This is a genomic window from Azotobacter salinestris, from assembly GCF_009363155.1.
Taxonomy (GTDB): Bacteria; Pseudomonadota; Gammaproteobacteria; order Pseudomonadales; family Pseudomonadaceae; genus Azotobacter; species Azotobacter salinestris.
This window is the reverse complement of record NZ_CP045302.1, coordinates 719983-738439: the sequence shown is the minus strand read 5'-3', so window position 1 is coordinate 738439 and position 18457 is coordinate 719983. Positions and strand designations below refer to the sequence as shown.

The 18457-nt window shown below is 68.1% G+C and carries 14 protein-coding genes; 12 read left to right on the top strand and 2 right to left on the bottom strand.

Annotated features, from left to right (window positions below; translation table 11 throughout):
- Positions 1–47 precede the first annotated feature (47 nt).
- Genes GCU53_RS03365 through GCU53_RS03330 form a run of 8 tightly spaced genes read left to right on the top strand, consistent with a single transcriptional unit; the run spans position 48 to position 6106 of the window.
- The gene (locus GCU53_RS03365; protein WP_152386370.1) at positions 48–800 is read left to right on the top strand and encodes a heme ABC transporter permease; all 753 of its coding nucleotides are present in this window, start codon (positions 48–50) and stop codon (positions 798–800) included.
- Positions 797–973, top strand: a complete 177-nt coding sequence (gene ccmD, locus GCU53_RS03360) for a heme exporter protein CcmD (RefSeq protein WP_152386369.1) — start codon at positions 797–799, stop codon at positions 971–973. The genes GCU53_RS03365 and ccmD overlap by 4 nt, the downstream gene beginning before the upstream one ends.
- Complete coding sequence (ccmE, locus tag GCU53_RS03355) at positions 970–1437, top strand: cytochrome c maturation protein CcmE (protein WP_152386368.1); 468 nt, start codon at positions 970–972, stop codon at positions 1435–1437. Before ccmD ends, ccmE begins: the two co-directional genes overlap by 4 nt.
- Positions 1434–3407, top strand: a complete 1974-nt coding sequence (locus GCU53_RS03350; protein ID WP_152386367.1) for a heme lyase CcmF/NrfE family subunit — start codon at positions 1434–1436, stop codon at positions 3405–3407. Before ccmE ends, GCU53_RS03350 begins: the two co-directional genes overlap by 4 nt.
- A gap of 2 nt (positions 3408–3409) precedes the next feature.
- Positions 3410–3940, top strand: coding sequence for a DsbE family thiol:disulfide interchange protein (locus tag GCU53_RS03345; RefSeq protein WP_152386366.1), 531 nt, complete (start codon positions 3410–3412; stop codon positions 3938–3940).
- A complete protein-coding gene (locus tag GCU53_RS03340; protein WP_152386365.1) occupies positions 3937–4410 on the top strand; it encodes a cytochrome c-type biogenesis protein in 474 nt (157 codons plus the stop codon). Before GCU53_RS03345 ends, GCU53_RS03340 begins: the two co-directional genes overlap by 4 nt.
- Positions 4407–5600: a c-type cytochrome biogenesis protein CcmI gene (gene ccmI, locus GCU53_RS03335; RefSeq protein ID WP_152386364.1), complete on the top strand. Its 1194-nt coding sequence runs from the start codon at positions 4407–4409 to the stop codon at positions 5598–5600. Before GCU53_RS03340 ends, ccmI begins: the two co-directional genes overlap by 4 nt.
- 23 nt (positions 5601–5623) lie before the next feature.
- Positions 5624–6106, top strand: coding sequence for a hypothetical protein (locus GCU53_RS03330; RefSeq protein ID WP_152386363.1), 483 nt, complete (start codon positions 5624–5626; stop codon positions 6104–6106).
- Between the two features lie 10 nt (positions 6107–6116).
- Here GCU53_RS03330 and GCU53_RS03325 read toward each other — a convergent pair whose 3' ends face one another.
- Positions 6117–6974: an ion transporter gene (locus GCU53_RS03325; protein ID WP_152386362.1), complete on the bottom strand. Its 858-nt coding sequence runs from the start codon at positions 6972–6974 to the stop codon at positions 6117–6119.
- A 182-nt stretch (positions 6975–7156) separates the two neighbouring features.
- On the opposite strand from GCU53_RS03325, the gene moaA reads away from it, so the two are divergent.
- From moaA to ligA, 4 genes are all read left to right on the top strand, one after another.
- The gene (gene moaA, locus GCU53_RS03320) at positions 7157–8152 is read left to right on the top strand and encodes a GTP 3',8-cyclase MoaA (RefSeq protein ID WP_152386361.1); all 996 of its coding nucleotides are present in this window, start codon (positions 7157–7159) and stop codon (positions 8150–8152) included.
- Between the two features lie 211 nt (positions 8153–8363).
- On the top strand, positions 8364–11852 hold the full coding sequence (gene smc / locus GCU53_RS03315) for a chromosome segregation protein SMC (RefSeq protein WP_152386360.1): 3489 nt from the start codon (positions 8364–8366) through the stop codon (positions 11850–11852).
- Between the two features lie 213 nt (positions 11853–12065).
- Positions 12066–12929, top strand: a complete 864-nt coding sequence (gene zipA, locus GCU53_RS03305) for a cell division protein ZipA (protein ID WP_152386359.1) — start codon at positions 12066–12068, stop codon at positions 12927–12929.
- Between the two features lie 130 nt (positions 12930–13059).
- Positions 13060–15414, top strand: coding sequence for an NAD-dependent DNA ligase LigA (gene ligA, locus GCU53_RS03300; RefSeq protein WP_152386358.1), 2355 nt, complete (start codon positions 13060–13062; stop codon positions 15412–15414).
- A gap of 124 nt (positions 15415–15538) precedes the next feature.
- On the opposite strand, the gene rapA is transcribed toward ligA, so the two are convergent.
- Positions 15539–18388 carry an RNA polymerase-associated protein RapA gene (rapA, locus tag GCU53_RS03295; protein WP_152386357.1) on the bottom strand — a complete coding sequence of 950 codons (2850 nt, stop codon included), beginning with the start codon at positions 18386–18388 and terminating at the stop codon, positions 15539–15541.
- Positions 18389–18457 lie beyond the last annotated feature (69 nt).

Here is an 18457-nt window from a genome sequence, read left to right as displayed (position 1 = left end):
GAAGCGGGCCGGTCGCAACCGGCCTGGTGACAATGTGAGTGGTCTCGATGAATTGGACGTGGTTTCACAAGCTGGGTTCGCCAAAGTGGTTCTATGAAATCAGCGGCCGCTGGCTGCCCTGGTTCGCTGTGGCCGCCGCGCTGCTGCTCGGTGTCGGCCTGGTCTGGGGGCTGGCCTTCGCGCCGCCGGACTACCAGCAGGGCAACAGCTTCCGCATCATCTACATCCATGTGCCGGTGGCCTTCCTCGCCCAGTCCTGCTACGTGCTGCTGGCGGTGGCCGGGGTGGTCGGGCTGGTCTGGCGCATGAAGCTGGCCGACATCGCCCTGCAGTGCGCCGCCCCCATCGGCGCCTGGATGACCTTCATCGCGCTGGTCACCGGCGCCATCTGGGGCAAGCCGACCTGGGGCACCTGGTGGGTCTGGGATGCCCGGCTGACCTCGATGCTGATCCTGCTGTTCCTCTATTTCGGCATCATCGCCCTCGGCCAGGCGATCGCCAACCGCGACAGCGCGGCCAAGGCCTGCGCAGTGCTGGCGGTCGTCGGGGTGGTCAACATCCCGATCATCAAGTACTCGGTCGAGTGGTGGAACTCCCTTCACCAGCCGGCCACCTTCACCCTGACCGAGAAGCCGGCGATGCCCATGGAAATGTGGCTGCCGATGCTGGTCATGGTGCTCGGCATCTACTGCTTCTTCGCCGCCGTGCTGCTGATGCGCATGCGCCTCGAGGTGCTCAGGCGCGAGGCGCGCAGCAGCTGGGCCAAATCCGAGATCAAGGCTCTCGTGGGGGCGCCATGAGTTTTTCCTCGTTCGCCGAATTCGTCGCCATGGGCAACCATGGTCTCTATGTATGGTCGGCCTATGGCATCAGCCTGGTGGTGCTGGTCATCAATGTCGCCGGACCGCTGCTGGCGCGCCGGCGCTACCTGCAAGAAGAGGCGCGTCGCCTGCGCCGGGAGGAATCGAAGTGAATCCTGTGCGCAAGAAGCGACTGTTCATCGTGCTGGCGATCCTCGCCGGCATGGGCATCGCCGTGGCGCTGGCCCTGTCCGCCCTGCAGCAGAACATCAACCTGTTCTACACCCCCAGCCAGATCGCCGCCGGCGAGGCGCCGCAAGGCGCCAGGATCCGTGCCGGTGGCCTGGTGGAGCAGGGCTCGGTGCAGCGCGAGGCGGACTCGCTGGCGGTGTCCTTCCGGGTCACCGACGGCGCCGAGACGGTGACCATCCGCTACCAGGGCATCCTGCCGGACCTGTTCCGCGAGGGGCAGGGCATCGTCGCGCTGGGTCGGGTGGATGCCGACGGCACGCTGCAGGCCGACGAGGTGCTGGCCAAGCACGACGAGAACTACATGCCGCCGGAGGTCAGCCAGGCGCTGGAGAAGAGCGGCATGCTCAAGCACTACGAGGGCGGCAAGCCGGGAGGCACGCAATGATTCCCGAGCTCGGCCATCTGGGGATGATCCTCGCCCTGTGCCTGGCGCTGGTGCAGGGTACTTTGCCGCTGATCGGCGCCTGGCGCGGCGACCGCCTGTGGATGAGCCTGGCCGTGCCGGCCGCCTGGGGTCAGTTCGCCTTCCTGCTATTCGCCTTTGCCTGTCTGTCCCAGGCCTTCCTGGTCGACGATTTCTCGGTCGCCTACGTGGCCGGCAACTCCAACAGCGCCTTGCCCTGGTACTACAAGCTCAGCGCCGTGTGGGGCGCCCACGAAGGATCGTTGCTGCTCTGGGCGCTGATCCTGTCCGCCTGGACCTTCGCCGTGTCGATCTTTTCCCGGCAGCTGCCGGAGGAGATGCTGGCCCGCGTGCTGGGGGTGATGGGGCTGATCAGCGTCGGCTTCCTGCTGTTCCTGATCGTCACCTCCAACCCCTTCTCGCGCCTGCTGCCGCAGGCGCCGGTCGACGGTCGCGACCTCAACCCGCTGCTCCAGGACTTCGGCCTGATCGTCCATCCGCCGATGCTCTACATGGGCTACGTCGGCTTCTCGGTGGCCTTCGCCTTCGCCATCGCCGCGCTGCTCGGCGGCCGTCTGGACGCCGCCTGGGCACGCTGGTCGCGGCCCTGGACGCTGGTCGCCTGGGCCTTCCTCGGCGTCGGCATCGTGCTCGGCTCCTGGTGGGCCTACTACGAGCTGGGCTGGGGCGGCTGGTGGTTCTGGGACCCGGTGGAGAACGCCTCCTTCATGCCCTGGCTGGTGGGCACCGCGCTGCTGCACTCGCTGGCGGTGACCGAGAAGCGGGGGGTATTCAAGAGCTGGACGGTGCTGCTGGCCATCGCCGCCTTTTCCCTGAGTCTGCTCGGCACCTTCCTGGTGCGCTCGGGCGTGCTGACCTCGGTGCATGCCTTCGCCAACGACCCGGAGCGCGGCGTGTTCATCCTCGGCTTCCTGCTGCTGGTGGTCGGCAGCTCGCTGACCCTGTTCGCCCTCCGCGCACCGGTGGTCAAGAGCCAGGTGGGCTTCGCCCTCTGGTCGCGGGAGACCCTGCTTTTGGTGAACAACCTGCTGCTGGTGGTGGCGACCTCGACCATCCTGCTCGGCACCCTCTATCCGCTGCTGCTGGATGCGCTGTCCGGCGCCAAGCTGTCGGTCGGCCCGCCGTACTTCAATGCGCTGTTCCTGCCGCTGATGGGCCTCCTGATGCTGAGCCTGGCCATCGGCGTTCTGGTGCGCTGGAGGGACACCCCGCTGAGCTGGCTGATCGGCATGCTCGCGCCGGTGCTGCTGGCCAGCACGGCGTTGGCCCTGCTCGCCGGCTTCGCCCTCGGCGATTTCGCCTGGGCGGTGCTGGCGACCGCCTTTCTGGCGGCTTGGGTAGTTCTTGCCGGGGCGCGCGACCTGCTCGACAAGACCCGTCACAAGGGCCTGTTCAAGGGGCTGCGCAGCCTTTCGCCGAGCTACTGGGGCATGCAGCTGTCCCATGTGGGGATCGCCGTCTGCGCCCTGGGCATCGTCCTGACCAGCCAGGAAAGCGCCGAGCGCGACCTGCGCATGGCGCCGGGCGATGCCGTGGAGCTGGGCGGCTACCGCTTCGTCTTCGAGGGCACCCGACACCATGAGGGTCCCAATTTCGTCGCCGACCGGGCCAGCGTCCGCGTCTTCGAGGGGGACCGCGAGGTGGCCGTGCTGCAGCCGGAGAAGCGCCTCTACACCGTGCAGCGGATGCCGATGACCGAGGCCGGCATCGACGCCGGCTTCACCCGCGACCTCTACGTCGCCCTGGGCGAGCCGCTGGAAAACGGCGCCTGGGCGGTCCGCCTGCACATCAAGCCGTTCGTCCGCTGGATCTGGCTGGGGGGCCTGATGATGGCCTTCGGCGCAGTGCTGGCGGCCTGCGACCGGCGTTATCGGGTCAAGGTCAAGACCCGCGTGCGCGAGGCCCTGGGCCTTGCTGGACAAGGAGCCTGAAGGTGAAACGAGCGATACTCCTGCTGCCGCTGGCGCTCTTCCTGGGCGTCGCGGCCTTCCTCTACCGTGGTCTGTTCCTCGATCCCGCCGAGCTGCCCTCGGCGCTGATCGGCAAGCCTTTCCCGCCGTTCTCCCTGCCGGCCGTGGAAGAGCCGGGGCGCACGCTCACGGTCGAAGACCTCAAGGGCAAGCCGTCGCTGGTCAACGTCTGGGCGACCTGGTGCGTGTCGTGCAAGGTCGAGCACCCGGTGCTCAACGAACTGGCCCGGCGCGGCGTGAACATCGTCGGCGTCAACTACAAGGACGACAACGCCAGCGCGCTGAAATGGCTGAAGGAGTTCCACAACCCCTACCAGCTCAACATCCGCGACGAGCAGGGCAGCCTGGGCCTCGACCTCGGCGTCTACGGCGCACCGGAAACCTTCCTCGTCGACAGGCACGGCATCATCCGCCACAAGTTCGTTGGGGTGATCGACGAGCGGGTCTGGCGCGAGCAGCTGGCCGCGCGCTACCAGGAGTTGCTGGACGAATGAACGCCCTGATCCGCGCCGCGCTGCTGGGCCTCGTGCTGAGCGCGACGGCGCATGCCGCCATCGACACCTACGAATTCAAGAGCGACGCCGAGCGCGAGCGCTACCGCAGCCTGATCGAGGAGCTGCGCTGCCCGAAGTGCCAGAACCAGAACATCGCCGACTCCGACGCACCCATCGCCATGGACCTGCGCCGCGAGATCTACCGCATGCTCGGCGAAGGGCAGAGCGATGAGCAGATCGTCGACTACCTGGTGGCCCGCTATGGCGACTTCGTCCGCTACAAGCCGCCGCTCGACGGGCGGACGCTGCTGCTCTGGTACGGCCCGGCGGGCCTTCTGGCGGTCGGTTTCGGCGTACTGGCGGTGATCCTCGTCCGACGCCGGCGCAGAGCCACCGGCCCTGCATCGACCTCCCTTTCCCCGGCCGAGCGCGAGCGCCTCGCCACCCTGCTGGACAAAAAAGACCCATGATCGATTTCTGGATCGCCGCCGGCCTGCTGCTGCTGCTGGCCCTGGCCTTTCTGCTGCTCCCCGTGGTGCGCGGCTATCGCGCCCAGGCCGAGGAGGATCGTACCGCGCTCAATGTGGCGCTCTATGAGGAGCGTCTGGCCGAGCTGGAGGCGCAGCGCGCGGCCGGCACCCTGAGCGCCGGGCAGCTGGAGGCCGGCCGTGCCGAGGCGGCCCGCGAGCTGCTGGCCGATACCGCCGCTGGCGATGCGCCGCGCCGTGCCTCGCTGGGCAAGGCCGTGCCGATGGCGATGGCGTTGCTGGTACCGCTGCTCGGCTATGGGCTCTACCTGCACTGGGGCGCCAGCGACAAGCTCGAGCTGGCCCGCCAGTTCGCCGAACAGCCGAAGAGCCTCGAGGAGATGACCGCGCGCCTGGAGCAGGCCGTCAAGGTCCAGCCAGACTCCGCCGAGGGCTGGTATTTCCTGGGGCGCACCTACATGGCCCAGGAGCGTCCGGTCGATGCCGCGCGGGCGTTCGAGCAGGCTGCCCGGCTGGCCCAGCGGCCGCCGGAGATCCTCGGCCAGTGGGCCCAGGCGCTGTATTTCGCCGAGGGCAAGCGCTGGACTCCGCAGATGCAGGCGCTGACCGACGAGGCCCTGGCCGGCGATCCGGCCGAGGTCACCAGCCTCGGCCTGCTCGGCATCGCCGCCTTCGAGGAGCGCCGCTTTGCCGATGCCGCCGGTTACTGGGAGCGTCTGGTGGAGATCCTGCCCGAGAGCGATCCGTCGCGGGCGGCCATCATCGGCGGCATCGCCCGGGCGCGCGAGCAGGCCGGCACGCCGGAAGGCGCGCCAGCGACGGCCAGCCAGGTCGAGTTGAAGGTCAGCGTCGCCCTGGCGCCGGAGCTGGCCGGCAAGGTGCAGCCGGACGACAGCGTATTCGTCTTCGCCCGCGCCGTTTCCGGTCCGCCGATGCCGCTGGCGGTCGAGCGCCTGCGGGTGGCCGATCTGCCGGCGCAGGTCGCGCTGAGCGATGCCGATGCGATGACGCCGCAGCTCAGGTTGTCGAACTTCGCCGAGGTGCAGCTGGTTGCCCGGGTGTCGCGGGCCGGCAATCCCATTGCGGGCGACTGGATCGGCCAGCTCGACGCGGTGAGCGCCAAGGCGTCGGGCGAGTACGCCCTGACCATCGATCGAGCCGACGCGCCCTGAGGGCGCAACCCTGGAGGGGAGCCATGAAGGTCCACCTATTCCCGTCGCCGTCCCCGGCCAGGCCCGCCGGGCTGCTGCGCCGTCTGCGCCCGTTCGGCGTGCTGGGCCTGACACTGCTGCTGGCGGCCTGTGCCCACCATGATTACGAGCAGCCGCCCAGGGAGCGCCCGGCACCGAGCCAGCGGCCTCCCGTGCAGCGACCGCCGGCGCAGGTGCCGAAGCAGCCGAGCCAGACGATCAAGTCCCTGCCGCCCAAGTCTGCCAGCCCGCAGCAGAACCGCAGCGGCAACCATCCGCGCTATGCGCCGCCGCCGGATGTCGATGCCTACTGGGACAACAGCCTGGGGGTCTACGTGGTGAAAGGCCGGCCGCTGTACTACCGGGAGCGCCTGTACTACCGCTGGAACGACGGCTGGTACAGCTCTGGACGGCCGAACGGCCCCTGGGAGACGGTCGAGGGGCCGAGCGTGCCGCCGGGGCTGCGCAGCCGCCATTCGCCACGCTGAGTCGCCGGCGTCAGCCGTGCAGTTCTTCCTCGCTGGTTCCCGGGGCGGGTTCCGCATGGTGGGGAAACAAGGCATTGCCGCAACGACTGCAATAGGTGGCATCCGGCTCGTGGACGCTCTTCTTGCAGATCGGGCAATTCTGGTGCAGGCGCTCCGGCTGCATCGCGCTGGCCAGCTCGGCGGTGAAGATGCCGGTGGGCACGGCGATCACCGAGTAGCCGGTGATCATCACCAGGGTCGCCAGGCCCTGGCCCAGCGGGGTCTTCGGCGACATGTCGCCATAGCCGACCGTGGTCACGGTGACCACGGCCCAATAAATGCTCGCAGGAATGCTGCTGAAGCCATGCTCCGGCCCTTCGATCACGTACAGCAGGGTGCCGAAGATGATGACCAGCGTGCTCATGCTGGACAGGAAGACGATGATCTTCTGCCGACTGCCGCGCAGCGCGATGAGCAGGAAATTCGCCTGGCCCAGGTAGGGCAGCAGCTTCAATACGCGGAACACCCGCAGCATGCGAACGATACGGATGACGAGCAGGTACTGGGCCGGGGGGAACAGCAGGGCAAGGAAGGCCGGCAGTACGGCCAGCAGGTCGATGGCCCCGTAGAAGCTGAAGACATAGCGCGATGGCTGCGGATGGATGTAGATGCGCAGCAGATACTCGGCGGTGAAGAGCGCCGTGAGGCCCCATTCGATGGCGTAGAACAGACCGCTGTAGTGGTCGTAGCTCTGCAGGCTGTCGAACATCACCACCACCAGGCTGGCGAAGATGGCCACCAGCAGTGCGATGTCGAAATGCCGGCCGGCCGGCGTATCGCTGAAGAAGACGATGATGTAGAGGCGCTCGCGCCAGCTTTTCTTGTCCATGTATCCCCCGATCGTGTGCCTGGCCAGTGGGCTGGCCGGTTGGCGCACATCCTGCTTTCATTGTGCAAAGGGTCGCCGAAACTGACATTCCAGGCCCGCAATCATAATCGGCTCGTGGAAGCGAGCGATCCAGTCTGGTCCCACGGAGTGGTGCAATGCAGGCTGGGGGAGTGAAATACGCCATGTCCAATGCCGAACTGATCGATCCCTTCGGGCGCCGCATCACCTATCTGCGTCTGTCGGTGACCGATCGCTGCGATTTCCGCTGCACCTATTGCATGAGCGAGAACATGGTGTTCGCGCCGCGCGAGCAGATCCTCAGCCTGGAAGAACTCTACGACGTGGCGGACGCCTTCATCGGCCTCGGCGTCAAGCGCATCCGCATCACCGGTGGCGAGCCGCTGGTGCGCAAGGGCCTGCTCGGCCTGCTGGAGCGTCTGGGCGCGCGCACGGAGCTGGAGGACCTGGCCATGACCACCAACGGCTCGCAGTTGCCGTTCATGGCCGGCGACCTGCGCGCGACCGGGGTCCGGCGTCTCAACATCAGCCTCGACTCGCTGCGTCCGGAGCGTTTCGCCGCCTTCACCCGGCGCGACAAGCTCGACCAGGTCCTGGCCGGCATCGAGGCGGCGCGCGCCGCGGGTTTCGCGCGGATCAAGCTGAACAGCGTGGTGCAGAAGGGCCGCAACGACGACGAGGTGCTCGATCTGGTCGAGTTCGCCGTGGCTCGTGGACTGGACATCAGCTTCATCGAGGAGATGCCGCTCGGTGGCATCTCCAGCCACAGGCGCAGCGAGACCCTCTGCTCCAGCGACGAGGTGCGCCGGCGCATCGAGGAGCGCTTCGATCTGGTGCGCAGCAGTCACGTCAGCGGCGGTCCCTCGCGCTACTGGCAGGTGGTCGGCAGCCGGACCCAGGTCGGTTTCATTTCGCCGCACAGTCACAATTTCTGCAGCGCCTGCAACCGCGTACGGGTCACCGCCGAGGGCAAGCTGGTGCTGTGTCTCGGTCATGAGGGCGCACTCGACCTGAAGACCCTGATGCGCACCCATCCCGGCGACTCGCAGCGGCTGCGCCAGGCGCTGGTCGACGCCCTGCAGCTCAAGCCCGAACGCCATCACTTCGAGGCGGACGCCCAGGTCCAGGTGGTGCGCTTCATGAGCATGACCGGCGGCTGAGCCAAACGGGTGCATGCCGCTTTCTCCTGCACCAGACCGGAGCTTTTCGTGACAGCTGCACAGCCGCCAGGGTGTCCGGGCGAGGCCCTGTGCTAGACTTCGCGCCCTGCACGCGGTCGACGAACTTCAAGCCCCATCATGACCTCTCCGGCTCCCGACAGCCCTTTCTCCACGATGCCTTCCACCGATCACGGTCTGCCCGAGACCCGCCATGCGCCTTAAGAGCATCAAGCTGGCCGGTTTCAAGTCCTTCGTCGATCCCACCACGGTGAGCTTTCCGAGCAACATGGCGGCGGTGGTGGGGCCCAATGGATGCGGCAAGTCCAATATTATCGACGCCGTTCGCTGGGTGATGGGCGAAAGCTCGGCGAAGAACCTTCGCGGCGAGTCGATGACCGACGTCATCTTCAACGGCTCGAACAGCCGCAAGCCGGTGACCCAGGCCTCCATCGAGCTGATCTTCGACAACTCCGACGGCACCCTCACCGGCGAGTACGCCGGCTATTCGGAAATCGCCATTCGTCGCCGGGTGACCCGCGACGGGCAGAGCGTCTACTTCCTCAACGGGGTGAAATGCCGGCGCCGCGACATCACCGACATCTTCCTCGGCACCGGCCTGGGGCCGCGCAGCTACTCGATCATCGAGCAGGGCATGATTTCCCGGCTGATCGAGGCCCGTCCCGAAGACCTGCGCAACTTCATCGAGGAAGCTGCCGGCATCTCCAAATACAAGGAGCGCCGCCGCGAAACCGAGAGCCGCATCCGCCGCACCCAGGAGAACCTGGCGCGCCTGACCGACCTGCGCGAAGAGCTGGAGCGCCAGCTCGAACGCCTGCAGCGCCAGGCCCAGGCCGCCGAGAAGTATCAGGAATGCAAGGCCGAGGAGCGCCGCCTCAAGGCCCAGCTCGCCGCCCTGCGCTGGCGGGCGCTGAACGAGCAGGTCGGCCAGCGCGAGCAGATCATCGGTGATCAGGAGGTCGCCCTCGAGGCGCTGATCGCCGAGCAGCGCAATGCCGATGCCGACATCGAGCGCCTGCGCGACGAGCATCACGAGCTCGCCGAGCGTTTCCATCAGGTGCAGGGCCGCTTCTATTCGCTGGGTGCCGACATCGGCCGGGTCGAGCAGAGCATCCAGCACGGCCAGCAGCGTCTGCGCCAGTTGCAGAACGACCTGCAGGAGGCCGAAAAGAACCGCCAGGAAACCGCCGCCCATCTCGACCAGGACCGCCGCCTGCTGGCCGAACTCGACGAGGAGCTGGCCCTGCTCGAGCCCGAGCGGGAAATCGCCGCGGCCGCTGCCGAGGAGAGTGCCGCTCGTCTCGAGGAGGCGGAGTCCGCCATGCACGCCTGGCAGGAGCAGTGGGACGGCTTCAACCAGCACTCCTCGGAGGCGCGGCGCAGTGCCGAGGTGCAGCAGGCGCATATCCAGCAGCTGGAGCAGAGCCTCGAGCGACTGCTGGAGCGCGAGCGCCGTCTCGACGAGGAGCGTGCCCGGCTGGCGGACGATCCGCAGGAGGACGGCATCGCCGAGCTGGCCGAGCAGTTGGCCCTCGGCGAGCTGAGCCAGGAGGAGCTGGGCGCCGCCGAGGCGGCCCTAGGCGAAACCCTGGAGCGGCTGCGCGGCGAGCTGCAGCAGGCGACCCAGGAACAGCAGCAGGCGCAGGGCGAACTGCAGCGCCTGAGCGGGCGGATCGCCTCGCTGGAGGCGTTGCAACAGGCGGCGCTGGACCCCGGTCAGGGGGTCGCCGAATGGCTGCGCGAGCAGCACCTGGCGGACCGTCCGCGACTGGCCGAGGGGCTCAGGGTGGCGCCCGGCTGGGAATTGGCGGTGGAAACCGTGCTCGGCGCCGACCTGCAGGCGCCGCTCCTGGAGGATTTCGCCGGGCTTGCGCTGGACGCCTTCGTCCAGGGCGAGCTGCGCCTGCTCGGTCCGGCACCGGGCGCCATGCGGCTGGCCGGCAGCCTGCTCGACAAGGTCGAGGGCGATGTCGACCTGGCACCCTGGCTGGGGCGGGTCCTGGCGGTCGAGAGCCTCGCCGAGGCCCTGGAGCGGCGGCCTGTGCTGAACGAGGGTGAAAGCCTGATCAGTCGTGACGGCTACTGGGTCGGCCGGTATTTCCTGCGCGTGCGCCGGGCCAGCGACGCCGAGTCCGGCCTGCTCGCCCGCGCCCAGGAGCTGGAGCGTTTGCAGGCCGGGCGCGACGAACTCGAGGCGCGTCTGGCCGAACTCGAAGAGCGTCTGTTCGCCCTGGACGAGGCGCGCCGCCTGCAGGAGGAGAGCCGCGAGGGGCTGCGCCGGCGCCAGCAGGAGGCGGCTCGCCAGCAGGGCGAGCTGAAGGCCAGGCTCTCGGCACTCCAGGCGCGGGCCGAGCAGTTGCTGCTGCGCCGTCGCCGCTTCGACGAGGAAATCGCCGAATTGGACGAGCAGCGAGCCCTGGAGATCGAGCGCCTGGGCGAGTGCCGCCTGCAGCTGCAGGACGCACTGGACGCCATGGCCGTCGACAACGAGCGCCGCGAGCAGCTGCTGGCCGGCCGCGATGCCCTGCGCGAGGGCCTCGAGCGTCTGCGCCAGGAGGCCAGGTCGCACAAGGAGCGGGCCCATCAGTTGGCCGTGCGGCTCGGCTCGCTGCAGGCCCGCCACGACTCCACCCGCCAGTCCCTGGAGCGTCTCGAGCGGCAGTTCGAGCGCACCCGGGAGCGCCGCGAGCAGCTCAGCCTGGATCTGGAGGAGGGTGCCGCGCCGCTGGAGGAGCTGCGCATGAAGCTCGAGGAACTGCTCGAGCGGCGCCTGGCCGTCGAGGAGGAGCTGCGTCAGGCCGGGCTGGCCCTGGAGGATGCCGAGCGCGGGCTGCGCGAGGTGGAGAAGCGCCGCAGTCAAGCCGAGCAGCAGGCCCAGCTGCTGCGCGGCCAGCTGGAGCAGCAGCGCCTCGACTGGCAGGCTCTCAGCGTGCGCCGCAAGGCCCTGCAGGATCAGTTGCAGGAAGATGGCCAGGCCCTGCACGAAGTGCTCGGCACGCTCCCCGCCGAGGCCCGCGAAGCCGATTGGGAGGCAGAACTCGAGCGCGTTGCCCTGCGCATCCAGCGTCTCGGCGCGATCAACCTGGCGGCCATTGACGAATACCGCCAGCAGTCCGAGCGCAAGCAGTATCTGGATGCGCAGAACGCCGATCTGGTGGAGGCCCTGGAAACCCTGGAAAATGTCATCCGCAAGATCGACCGGGAAACCCGCAATCGCTTCAAGGACACCTTCGATCAGATCAACGCCGGCCTGCAGGCCCTGTTCCCGAAAGTTTTCGGCGGGGGACATGCCTATCTGGAACTTACCGGCGAGGATCTACTCGATACCGGGGTAGCCATCATGGCGCGCCCGCCGGGCAAGAAGAACAGCACCATCCATCTGCTTTCCGGCGGCGAGAAGGCGCTGACCGCGCTGGCCTTGGTGTTCGCCATCTTCCAGCTCAATCCGGCGCCGTTTTGCATGCTCGACGAGGTGGACGCGCCGCTGGACGATGCCAACGTCGGGCGCTATGCCAGGCTGGTCAAGGAGATGTCGGAAAAGGTGCAGTTCATCTACATCACCCACAACAAGATCGCCATGGAGATGGCCGACCAATTGATGGGCGTGACCATGCACGAGCCCGGTTGTTCGCGCCTGGTAGCGGTGGATGTGGAGGAGGCGGTGGCGCTGGCGGGCGCCTGAGGCAGACGGGGTGGGATACTCCCGCTCACCGGAATGGGCCACCCGGCGGTACAATCCGCGGATGGGTCGTGCTAGCTTAAGGGGCAATTTTCAGTACGCGTGGAAAACACTGTCGGAACATGCAGTTGCCACGTTTGTGGAAGGGCGGGACGCTCTTTTTTGTAGCGGATAGGAAATCCTTTTTGTCAAATCAGTTCAGGGGTTGTGGATTTCATGGAAATCGGTCTGCGTGAGTGGCTGATCGTCATCGGCATCGTCGTCATCGGCGGCATCCTGTTCGACGGATGGCGGCGCATGCGGGGCAGCAAGGGCAAGCTCAAGTTCAAGCTCGAGCGCAACATTGCCGAGGCGCCCGAAGCGACCAGCGAAAAGAACAGCGAGCTGCTGGGATCCTCGCGGTCGGTCGATTTTCCGCAGGGGAGCGCCTACGAGCCGGACGAGGAGAGTCTGCCCTCGCTGAGCGCCCGCAGGCTGAGCCGGCGGCGCCTCGACGAGGAGCTGGAGGCGGACGATCTCGGGCTGGAACTCGACGAGCCGGCCCGCCCGGCGGCCGAACCCGCGCCCAGGCCGCGCAAGCCGGAGCCGAAGAGCGAACCGCGCAGGGCCGAGCAGCCCGAGCGCAGCGAGCCACGGGAAGCGCCACCGGCCGAGGAGTATCTGGTCATCATCGTGGTGTCGCGGGATGAGGCGGGGTTCAAGGGGCCTGCGCTGCTGCAGAGCATCCTCGAGAGCGGCTTGCGCTTCGGCGACAAGGACATCTTCCATCGCCACGAGAGCCTGGCCGGCAACGGCGAAGTGTTGTTCTCCATGGCCAACGCGCTCAAGCCCGGCACCTTCGACCTGGACGACATCGACCACTTCTCCACCCGGGCGGTCAGCTTCTTCCTGGTCCTGCCCGGTCCGCGCCATCCGAAGCAGGCCTTCGAGCTCATGGTGGCCGCCGCCCGCAAGCTGGCCCAGGAGTTGAACGGCGAGCTGAAGGACGACCAGCGCAGCGTGATGACCGCCCAGACCATCGAGCACTATCGCCAGCGGATCGTCGATTTCGAGCGCCGCCAGCTGACCCACAAGCGCTGATTCCTGACGTTCGCCGATTCCGGGGACCTTCCGCCCTGGCGGTGAAGGTCCCCGGCCGCCCTCGGCGACGCCTCGGCGCACCCCTTCGAGCAGCTACGGCTGCTCTTTTCGTTTTCCGGAAACCATCGCCATGACCGACGCCCAGACCGCCGCCGAACGCATCGCCCGGCTGCGCAGCGAGATCGACGAACACAACTACCGCTATTACGTGCTCGATGCGCCGAGCGTGCCGGATGCCGAGTACGACCGCCTGTTCAACGAGCTCAGGGCCCTCGAGGCGGAGCATCCCGAACTGGTCACGCCGGAGTCGCCGACCCAGCGCGTTGGTGGCGAAGCGCTGGCGGCCTTCGGCCAGGTGCGCCATGAGCTGCCCATGCTCAGCCTGGGCAACGCCTTCGCCGACGCGGATCTGCTCGACTTCGACCGCAGCGTGCGCAAGGGCCTGGACCGCGGCATCGAGGTGGTGGAGTACAGCTGCGAACCCAAGCTGGACGGCCTGGCCGTGAGCCTGCTCTACGAGAACGGTCAGCTGGTGCGCGGTGCCACCCGCGGCGACGGCAGCACCGGCGAGGACATCACCGCCAACGTGCGCACCGTGCGCAACATTCCGCTCAGGCTGCACGGCCAGGGCTGGCCGGCCGTGCTGGAGGTGCGCGGCGAGATCTACATGCCGCGCGCCGGCTTCGAGGCGCTCAACGCCCGCGCCATCGAGACCGGCGGCAAGACCTTCGCCAACCCGCGCAACGCCGCCGCCGGCAGCTTGCGCCAGCTCGACCCGAAGATCACCGCCAGCCGGCCGCTGGAGTTCTGCAGCTACGGGATCGGCCGCTTCGAGGGGGCCGGCCTGCCGGAAACCCATGTCGCGGTCCTCGAAACCCTGAGGAGATGGGGCCTGCCGGTCAGTCGCGAGCTGATGCCGGCGGAAAGCGTGCAGGGTTGCCTGGACTACTACCGCGCCATCGGCGAGCGCCGCCAGAGCCTGGCCTACGACATCGACGGCGTGGTGTTCAAGGTCAATCGCCTGGACTGGCAGCGCGAGCTGGGCTTCCGGGCTCGTACCCCGCATTGGGCCATCGCCTACAAGTTCCCGGCCCAGGAAGAACTCACCGAACTGCTTGGCGTCGAGTTCCAGGTCGGCCGTACCGGCGCCATCACCCCGGTGGCGCGTCTGAGGCCGGTGCAGGTGGCCGGCGTCACGGTGTCCAACGCCACCCTGCACAACATGGACGAGGTGGCGCGTCTCGGCGTGATGATCGGCGATACGGTGATCGTCCGCCGTGCCGGCGACGTGATTCCGCAGATCATGCAGGTGGTGAGCGAGCGCCGCCCGGCCGATGCCCGCCCGGTCGAGGTGCCGCAGCACTGCCCGGTGTGCGGCTCGGCGGTGGAGCGCACCCAACTGGTGCGGCGCGGCAAGGGCAAGGCCTCGCTCTGCGAGGGGGCGATCTACCGCTGCGTCGGCCGCCTGGCCTGCCAGGCCCAGCTCAAGCAGGCGATCGTCCACTTCGTCTCGCGACGTGCCATGGACATCGACGGTCTCGGCGAGCGGATCGCCGAGCAACTGGTGGACACCGGGTTGGTGAAGTCGCCGGCCGATCTCTACACCCTGACCTTCGAGCAACTGGTGGTGCTGGACGGCTTCGCCGAGGTTTCCAGCAACAACCTGCTGGAGGCCATCGCCGCCAGCCGCAGACCGAGCCTGGCGCGCTTCATCTATGCGCTGGGTATTCCCGACGTCGGCGAGGAGACCGCCAAGCTGCTGGCCCGCACCCTCGGATCGCTTTCGCGCATCGAAAAGGCCCTGCCCGAGGTGCTCACCTGGCTGCCGGACGTCGGCCTGGAGGTCGCCCACGAGATCCACAGCTTCTTCGAGGACGAGCACAACCGCACGGTGATCGAGCAACTGCTGGCGCGTGGCATCGAGCTGCAGGAGGAGGGTGAGTTGCATGCGGAGTTCGCCGCCTGCGCCAGCCTGGGCGAACTGCTCGACAAGCTGGGCATTGCGGGAATCGCCGCCACCGGCGCGAAGAAACTCGCCGAGGCGGCGGGCAGCCTGGAGGCGGTGATCGCCCTCAGTCAGGACTGGCTGACCCTGAGCACGACCAGGGGGGTGACGGAGAGGGCCCGGCAGGCGCTGCGCGAGTTCTTCGCCGTCCCCGCCAACGTCGAGCGCGCCCGCGCCATCGAGGCGCAGCTGCGCGAATTCGGCATGCACTGGGAGAGCGAGCGCCGCTGCGGCGAGGGCCTGCCCCTGGCCGGACAGACCTGGGTGCTGACCGGCACCCTGGAGTCCATGAGCCGCGAGCAGGGCAAGGCGAGGCTGGAAAGTCTCGGCGCCAAGGTGGCCGGCTCGGTTTCGGCGAAGACCACCTGTGTGGTCGCCGGTCCCGGCGCCGGCTCGAAACTGGCCAAGGCCGGCGAGCTGGGGGTCAAGGTGCTCGACGAGGAGGCTTTCCTCGTCCTGTTGCGGCAACTGGAGGGATGAGCGCTTTCTCGTGAAGACGTAGGGCGGGTTTCACCGCCCTACGCAAGCTGAATGGGTGGAAAACCGCACAGCGCTCTCCACGGGGTGGCCATCCAGCATGACCATGCAGGTGGTGGGCACGGCCTCAGCCGGCCACCATCACGCGGATCGCCTCCAGGCGCAGGGCCGCCTTGTCGAGCATGGCCAGACCCTCCTCGCGCTGCCGGCGCAGGGCTTCCAGTTCGCTGTCGCGCACGCTCGGGTTGACCGCCCGGAGCGCGGTCAGACGCGCCAGCTCCTCGTCGAGGCTGGCCGTGAGCCGCTGCCGCGCCTCGGCGACGCGCTCGGCATGGCGCGGCGCGACCTTGGACTCGGCGGCGTTGATCTGCCTGGCCAGCACGTCGCGCTGGGCCTGCACGAACTTGTTGGCGCTGCCGCGCGGCACGCTTTCCAGCTGGTCGTTGAGGGTATCGAAGGCGACCTTCGGCGCCAGGTCGTTGCCGTTGGGATCGAGCAGGCAGCGCAGTGCCAGCGGCGGCAGGAAGCGGCCGAGCTGCAGGGCGCGCGGCGCCACCACCTCGCTGACGTAGAGCAGTTCGAGCAGCACGGTGCCAGGCTTGAGCGCCTTGTTCTTGATCAGCGCCACCGCGGTGTTGCCCATCGAGCCGGACAGCACCAGGTCCATGCCGCCTTGCACCATGGGGTGTTCCCAGGTGAGGAACTGCATGTCCTCGCGGGCCAGCGCCTGGTTGCGGTCGTAGCTGACGGTCACCGCCTCGTCGCTGCCCAGCGGGAAGCTGGCGTCGAGCATCTTCTCGCTGGGGCGCAGGATCAGCGCGTTCTCCGAATGGTCCTCGCTGTCGATGCCGAAGGCGTTGAACAGCTCTTCCATGTAGATCGGCAGGGCGTACTGGTCGTCCTGTTCCTCGATGGCCTCGACCAGTGCATCGCCCTCGCCGCCGCCGCGGGAGTTGAGTTCCAGCAGGCGGTCGCGGCCGGCATGCAGCTCGCTTTCCAGACGTTCGCGTTCGGCGCAAGCCGCATCCAGCAGGTCCTGCCACGCATCGTCTTCGCCGTCCTCCAGTAGCGGCAGCAGGCACGGGCCGAACTGGTGGTGCAGGGCGTTGCCGGTGGGGCAGGTGGCGAGGAAGGCGTTCAGCGCCTGGTGGTACCACTGGAACAGCCGCTCCTGGGCGCTGTTCTCCAGGTAGGGCACGTGCAGCTGGATGCTGTGCTTCTGGCCGATGCGATCAAGGCGGCCGATGCGCTGCTCGAGCAGGTCCGGGTGGGCCGGCAGGTCGAACATCACCAGATGGTGGGCGAACTGGAAGTTGCGGCCCTCGCTGCCGATTTCCGAGCAGATCAGCACCTGGGCGCCGAACTCCTCGTCGGCGAAGTAGGCTGCCGCGCGGTCGCGCTCGAGGATGCTCATGCCCTCGTGGAACACCGTGGCCGGGATGCCGGAGCGCACCCGCAGGGCGTCCTCCAGGTCGAGGGCGGTCTCGGCGTGGGCGCAGATCACCAGCACCTTGACCTTCTTCAGCATCTTCAGGGTGTCGATCAGCCATTCGACGCGCGGGTCGAGGCGCCACCAGCGGTTCTCGTCGACGCCGTCTTCCTGCTGGGCCTGGTAGCTCACCTCCGGATACAGATCGGCGTGTTCGCCGACCGGCAGCTCCAGGTACTCGGCCGGGCTCGGCAGCGGGTAGGGGTGCAACTGGCGCTCGGGAAAGCCCTGCACCGCGGCGCGGGTGTTGCGGAACAGCACCCGGCCGGTGCCGTGGCGGTCGAGCAGCTCGCGGGTCAGGCGTGCGCTGGCCTGGATGTCACCGTCGCTGACCGCGGCGAGCAGCGCCTCGCCCTCGGCGCCGAGGAAGCCATGGATGACCTCGTGGGCCCGCTCGGAGAGACGGCCTTCGTCGAGCAGCTCCTGCACCGCCTCGGCGACCGGGCGGTAGTTGGCGCTCTCGGCGCGGAAGGCCTCGAGGTCGTGGAAGCGGTCGGGGTCGAGCAGGCGCAGGCGGGCGAAGTGGCTCTCCTGGCCGAGCTGCTCGGGGGTGGCGGTGAGCAGCAGCACGCCGGGGATGACCTGGGCGAGCTGCTCGACCAGCGCGTATTCGGCGCTCGGCTGCTCGGGGTGCCAGACCAGGTGGTGGGCCTCGTCCACCACCAGCAGATCCCAGCCGGCGGCGAAGGCGGCGTCCTGGGCGTGCTCGGCGGCGGTCAGCCACTCCAGGGAGACCAGCGCCAGCTGGGTGTCCTCGAAGGGATTGCTGGCATCGCTCTCGGCGAAGCGTTCGGCGTCGTACAGCGCCACGTCCAGGTTGAAACGCCGGCGCATCTCCACCAGCCACTGGTGCTGGAGGTTCTCCGGAACCAGGATCAGCACCCGCCCGGCGCGGCCGGAGAGCAGCTGGCGATGGATGACAAGGCCGGCCTCGATGGTCTTGCCCAGGCCCACCTCGTCGGCCAACAGCACGCGCGGGGCGATGCGGTCGGCGACTTCGCGGGCGATATGCAACTGATGGGCGATCGGCTGGGCGCGGGCGCCGGCCAGGCCCCAGAGCGAGGACTGCAGCAGGCGGCTGCGGTGCTCCAGGGTGTGGTAGCGCAGGCCGAACCAGGACAGCGGGTCGATCTGCCCGGCGAACAGGCGGTCGCTGGCCAGGCGGAACTGGATGAAGTTGGACAGCTGGGTTTCCGGCAGGCTGCAGCCCTGGTTCTGCCCGTCGAGACCGTGATAGACGAGCAGGCCGTCGTGATCCTCGACCTCGCGGACGGTCATCTTCCAGCCGTCGAAGTGGGTGATCTCGTCGCCCGGGGCGAAGCGCACGCGGGTCAGGGGCGCATTGCGCTGGGCGTACTGGCGGGTTTCGCCGGTGGCCGGATAGAGCACGGTGAGCAGTCGGCCATCCGCGGTGAGAATGGTTCCGAGCCCGAGTTCCGCCTCGCTGTCGCTGATCCAGCGCTGCCCCGGTTGATATTGCTGCACCATGCCTGTCTCCGCTGTAAAAAAGGCCGGCTATGGTAACGGAATGCCCTGGGTAGATCGACGTCGACTGCC